Origin of the sequence: Melaminivora alkalimesophila, assembly GCF_000282995.1 — a bacterium.
Lineage (GTDB): Bacteria > Pseudomonadota > Gammaproteobacteria > Burkholderiales > Burkholderiaceae_C > Melaminivora > Melaminivora alkalimesophila.
The window spans coordinates 1-4,896 of record NZ_ALEE01000667.1; the positions used below are offsets into that span (position 1 = coordinate 1).

Here is a 4,896-nt window from a genome sequence, read left to right on the forward strand (position 1 = left end):
CTGCCGCAGGTGGTCAAGAACAAGTCCGTGCCGGTGATCCTGGTGTGCGCCAAGGGCGCGCGCGCGGCACGCGCCGCGGCGCTGGCGCGCGCGCTCGGCTACGAGCGTGCGCAGCCGCTGGCCGGCGGGCTGGCGGCCTGGCGCGAGGCCAGCCTGCCGGTTGAAAAGGGCTGAGCCGCCCCGCAGCTGCTTCGTCGACCCCTCCCAGGAAAGGAATCCCCATGCAAGCCGTGAAGATGTACACGACCGCCGTGTGTCCCTACTGCACCCGTGCCAAGCAGCTGCTCAAGGCGCGCGGCGTGGAGCAGATCGAGGAGATCCGCATCGACACCGACCCGGCCGCGCGCCAGCACATGATGGAGAGCACTGGCCGGCGCACGGTGCCGCAGATCTTCATCGGCCAGACGCACGTGGGTGGCTACGACGACCTCGCGGCGCTCGACGGGCGCGGCGGGTTGGTGCCGCTGCTGCAGGGCTGAGCCCGGCCCCGGCGCCCGCGTCGCCGCGGATGCCCGGGCGCGCCATTGCATAATGGCAGCCCAAGTGGCCCGCTGCGGGAGCCTTCCCGGGCGGGCCTCGTGTTTCGCAACCGCATTTCCCCGTCCCGACCATGGCCACCGAAGAAACCCCTGTGTTCCAGATTCAGCGCGTCTACCTGAAGGACCTGTCCCTGGAGCAGCCCAATTCGCCCAACATCCTGCTGGAGCAGGAACAGCCCAGTGTGGACATCCAGCTCGGCGTGGAGGCCACGCCGGTGGTCGAGGGCATCTTCGAGGTGGCGGTGACCGCCACGGTGCAGACCAAGATCCAGGACAAGACCGTGTTCCTGGTCGAGGCCAAGCAGGCGGGCATCTTCGAGATCCGTAACGTGCCCGAGGAACAGATGGGCGCCATCGTGGGCATTGCCTGCCCGCAGATCATCTACCCCTACCTGCGCGGCAACGTGGCCGACACCATCACGCGCGCGGGCTTCCCGCCCGTGCACCTGGCGGAAATCAACTTCCAGGCCATGTACGAGCAGCAGCAGGCAGCCGCGGCCGAAGCGGGCAACGGCGCCACGCAGTAAGTTGGTGCAACGGGCGATTGGAGGCGTTTTTGGCCTCCAGCGCCCGCGTAGCAAGCGCGACAAGCTATGAAAATCGTAGTCCTCGGCGCCGGCGCCTGGGGTACGGCCATGGCCATGAGCGCCGCCGCGCATGCGGCCGGCCATGACGTGACCCTGTGGGCGCGGGACGCGCAGCAGGCCGCCGGCATGCAGGCCGCGCGCAGCAACCAGCGCTATCTGCCCGGCCTGGCATTCCCGCCCAGCCTGCGGGTGCGGGCGGGCGATGCCCGCGCGCTTGCGGACCAGGCGGAACTCGTCATCATCGGCACGCCCATGGCGGCGCTGCGCGGCATGCTGCTGCTGCTGCGGGACTGCGCCGCGCCCATCGCCTGGCTGTGCAAGGGCTTCGAGGCGGACACGGGCCTCATGGCCCACGAGGTCTGCGCCGAAGTGGCGCCGCAGCTGGCCAGCGGCGCCTTCAGCGGCCCGAGCTTCGCCCAGGAGGTGGCGCGTGGGCAGCCCAGCGCCCTCGTCGCCGCAAGCCGCCACGCCCGCGTGCGCGATGCGCTCGTGGCGGCCTTCCACGGCCCCGCGCTGCGCGTCTATGCCAGCGAGGACATCGTGGGCGTGGAGGTGGGCGGCGCGGTCAAGAACGTGCTGGCCATCGCCACGGGCCTGTGCGACGGCCTGCAGCTGGGCCTGAACGCGCGCGCGGCCCTGATCACGCGCGGCCTGGCCGAGATGACCCGCCTGGGCCTGGCCCTGGGCGCGCGGCCCGATACCTTCATGGGCCTGTCCGGCCTGGGCGACCTGGTGCTGACCGCCACGGGCGACCTCTCGCGCAACCGCCGCGTGGGCCTGCTGCTGGCCGAGGGCAAGAGCCTGCAGCAGGCGGTCGATTCGCTGGGCCACGTGGCCGAGGGGGTGTACAGCGCCCGCACCGTGGTGCAGCGCGCGCGCGCGGCGGGCGTGGAGATGCCGATCGCCGAATGCGTGCTGGCGCTGCTCGACGGCCGGCTGCAGGCGCCGGCCGCGCTGCAGCAGCTGATGGCGCGCGATCCGCGCGAGGAGTAAGCCGGTGCGGTCCCGCGCTTGAGCGCCGCAGCCAGGGCGGCGCGCGTCAGCCGACGGGGACTGGCGCGCTCGTGCAGGCCACCAGGTCGTCGATGGTGAGCACGGGCAGCCCGTGCGCATCGGCGTAGGCGGCCACCTGCGCGCCGCGCATCATGGTCCCGTCGGGGTTCATCAGCTCGCACAGCACGCCGGCAGGGCGCAGCCCGGCCAGGCGGGACAGGCATACCGCGCCTTCGGTGTGGCCGCGGCGGGCCAGCACGCCGCCCGGGTGCGCGCGCAGGGGGAACACATGGCCCGGGCGCACCAGGTCTGCGGGCCGGGCGTCGGGGTGGATGGCGGCCTGGATGGTCGTCAGCCGGTCGCGAGCGCTGACGCCGGTGGTGACGCCGTGGCGGGCCTCGATCGTCACGGTGAAGGCCGTGCCGTGGGCGCTCTCGTTCTTTTCCACCATGGGCGGCAGCTGCAGGCGGCGCAGGTCTTCGTCGGTCATGCACAGGCAGACGATGCCGCTGCCGTCGCGGATCAGCTGGGCCATGGCCTGCTCGGTCAGCCGCTCGGCGGCCACGATCAGGTCGGCCTCGTTTTCGCGGTCGCCGTCATCCATGAGGACGACGGGGACGCCGTTGCGCACGGCGTCGAGCGCGGCGCGCATGCGCCGGTGGCAGTAGGCTGTGGATTGGGTTTGAGACATTCAAACGCTCCTCGTTGACAGGTTGAGAAGACGTTTTCGGGGCGCGCAGCCGCACGCGCGCGCAGACGCGCGGACAAGGCCGGCACTGCGAGGGCACGCACGGGTAGCGCATCTTCTTTCATCCGGACTGTGACCGTCGGCTCTGGTGTGTGGCCAGATCTGCTGACCCCGCCGCGCAAGGCGGTGGGCGCTCGCGGGCTCGCGAAGACCTGCGGCGGGGTGCCGCTCCTTCGCCTACCGCCGGTGGGGAATTCCGCCCCGCCCTGAAGACGCGTTGTGCCGGCCCGAAGGCCGGCACCCACATTCTATGGCGGGCCTGGATCGCGCATTCGAGGCATGGGCTCCAGGCGACCGAGCCCGTGCGCCGGTTCGATGACCGTTCAGAACTCCAGGTTGTCGATCAGCCGCGTGCCGCCCAGGCGCGCCGCGCCCAGCGCCACCAGCGTGCCGGGGGCGGCGGCGCCCTGCGGCGGCTGCAGGTCGTGGCGCTGGCGCACGGTGAGGTAGTCGGGCGCCCAGCCCTGCTGCGCCAGCTGCTGCATGGCCTGCTGCTCCAGCGCGGCCAGCGGCGGCGCGCCCGGGGCCGATGCCGCCTGGGCCAGTGCGCGCAGCGCCTGCGACAGCTGCACGGCCTGGCCGCGCTCCCCGGTGCTCAGGTAGCCGTTGCGCGAGCTCAGCGCCAGGCCGTCGGTGGCGCGCTCGGTCTCGCCGGCCACCACCTGCACGGGCAGGGCGAACTGCTCGACCATGCGGCGGATCACCATGAGCTGCTGGTAGTCCTTCTTGCCGAACACGGCCGTGCCGCCGCCGCTGGCGAAGAACACGGCGGAGAACAGCTTCATGACCACGGTGCACACGCCGGTGAAGAAGCCGGGGCGGAAGTGGCCCTCCAGGATGTCGGCCAGCTGCGGGTCGGGCTGGATCTTGAAGGTCTGCGGCGCGGGGTACAGGTCGGTCTCGCGCGGCGCGAAGACGATGTCGCAGCCCGCGGCCTCCAGCCGGGCGCAATCGGCGTCCCAGGTGCGCGGGTAGCTGTCGAAATCCTCGTGCGGCAGGAACTGCAGGCGGTTCACGAAGATGCTGGTGACCAGCACGTCGCCCAGCGGCCTGGCCTGGCGCACCAGGGCGATGTGGCCGTCGTGCAGGTTGCCCATGGTGGGCACGAAGGCCGGGCGGCCGGGGCGGGCGGCCAGGGCGGCGCGCAGTTCGGGGATGGTGCGTGCGGTGATCATGGCGGCCTTCGTCAATTCCAGGCGTGCAGCTGGTCGTCGGGGAAGCGCCCTTGCTTGACGGCCTGCACGTAGGCCTCCATGGCGCCCTTGACGCTGCCCGCATCCCGCATGAAGTCGTGCACGAACTTCGGGTTCTTGCCCAGGTTGACGCCGAGCATGTCGTGCATCACCAGCACCTGGCCCGCCGTGCCGCTGCCCGCGCCGATGCCGATGGTGTGGCAGCGGGGCAGGGCGGCCGTCAGCTCGCGCGCGAGCGGCGCGGGCACCATTTCGAGCACCAGCATCGCGGCGCCGGCATCCTGCAGCTCGGCCGCCTCCTTGCGCAGCTGGTGCGCGGCGGCCTCGTCCTTGCCCTGGACGCGGTAGCCGCCCAGGGCGTGCACGGTCTGCGGCGTGAGGCCCAGGTGCGCGCACACGGGCACGCCGCGCTCGACGAGGAACTGCACCGTCGGTGCGGTCCAGCCGCCGCCTTCGAGCTTGACCATGTGGGCCCCCGCCTGCATCAGCGTGCAGGCGCTGCGCAGGGCCTGCTCTCGGCTCTCGGCGTAGCTGCCGTAGGGCAGATCGGCAATGAGCCAGGCCGTGCCCTGCACGCGGTGCAGGCCGCGCGCCACGCTGGCCGTGTGGTAGGCCATGGTGTCCAGCGTCACGCCCACGGTGCTGGGCAGGCCCTGGCAGACCATGCCGAGCGAGTCGCCCACGAGGATGCATTCCACGCCCGCCGCGTCGGCCACGGCCGCGAAGGTGGCGTCGTAGGCCGTGAGCATGGTGATTTTCTCGCCCGCCTCGCGCATCTGCGCCAGGCGCGGCAGGCTCACGGGGCGGCGCTGCGGCAGCGGCGACGCGGGGGGCAG

At 72.2% G+C, this 4,896-nt stretch carries 7 protein-coding genes and 1 riboswitch; of the genes, 4 read left to right on the top strand and 3 right to left on the bottom strand.

From position 1 onward, the window contains the following. The 4 genes from A612_RS12985 to A612_RS13000 all read left to right on the top strand — a co-directional run. Nucleotides 1–174, top strand: a 174-nt coding sequence (locus A612_RS12985; RefSeq protein ID WP_019374898.1) for a rhodanese-like domain-containing protein, incomplete at its 5' end; no start/stop codon positions are given. Between the two features lie 47 nt (nucleotides 175–221). Continuing rightward, nucleotides 222–479 carry a glutaredoxin 3 gene (gene grxC / locus A612_RS12990; protein ID WP_019374899.1) on the top strand — a complete coding sequence of 86 codons (258 nt, stop codon included), beginning with the start codon at nucleotides 222–224 and terminating at the stop codon, nucleotides 477–479. Between the two features lie 131 nt (nucleotides 480–610). Beyond that, a complete protein-coding gene (gene secB / locus A612_RS12995) occupies nucleotides 611–1,066 on the top strand; it encodes a protein-export chaperone SecB (protein WP_040436877.1) in 456 nt (151 codons plus the stop codon). 66 nt (nucleotides 1,067–1,132) lie between these two features. Continuing rightward, nucleotides 1,133–2,119: an NAD(P)H-dependent glycerol-3-phosphate dehydrogenase gene (locus A612_RS13000; protein ID WP_019374901.1), complete on the top strand. Its 987-nt coding sequence runs from the start codon at nucleotides 1,133–1,135 to the stop codon at nucleotides 2,117–2,119. 46 nt (nucleotides 2,120–2,165) lie between these two features. Here the strand turns inward: A612_RS13000 and ribB are convergent, their stop codons facing one another. The 3 genes from ribB to panB all read right to left on the bottom strand — a co-directional run. Further along, nucleotides 2,166–2,810 (bottom strand): 3,4-dihydroxy-2-butanone-4-phosphate synthase, encoded by a 645-nt coding sequence (gene ribB, locus A612_RS13005; protein ID WP_051001507.1) that lies wholly within the window; start codon nucleotides 2,808–2,810, stop codon nucleotides 2,166–2,168. A gap of 106 nt (nucleotides 2,811–2,916) precedes the next feature. Next, a riboswitch (FMN riboswitch) is annotated at nucleotides 2,917–3,085 on the bottom strand. A gap of 105 nt (nucleotides 3,086–3,190) precedes the next feature. Next, nucleotides 3,191–4,042, bottom strand: coding sequence for a pantoate--beta-alanine ligase (gene panC, locus A612_RS13010; RefSeq protein WP_040436883.1), 852 nt, complete (start codon nucleotides 4,040–4,042; stop codon nucleotides 3,191–3,193). An 11-nt stretch (nucleotides 4,043–4,053) separates the two neighbouring features. Then, a partial coding sequence (gene panB / locus A612_RS13015; protein ID WP_019374904.1) for a 3-methyl-2-oxobutanoate hydroxymethyltransferase occupies nucleotides 4,054–4,896 on the bottom strand: 843 nt, incomplete at its 5' end.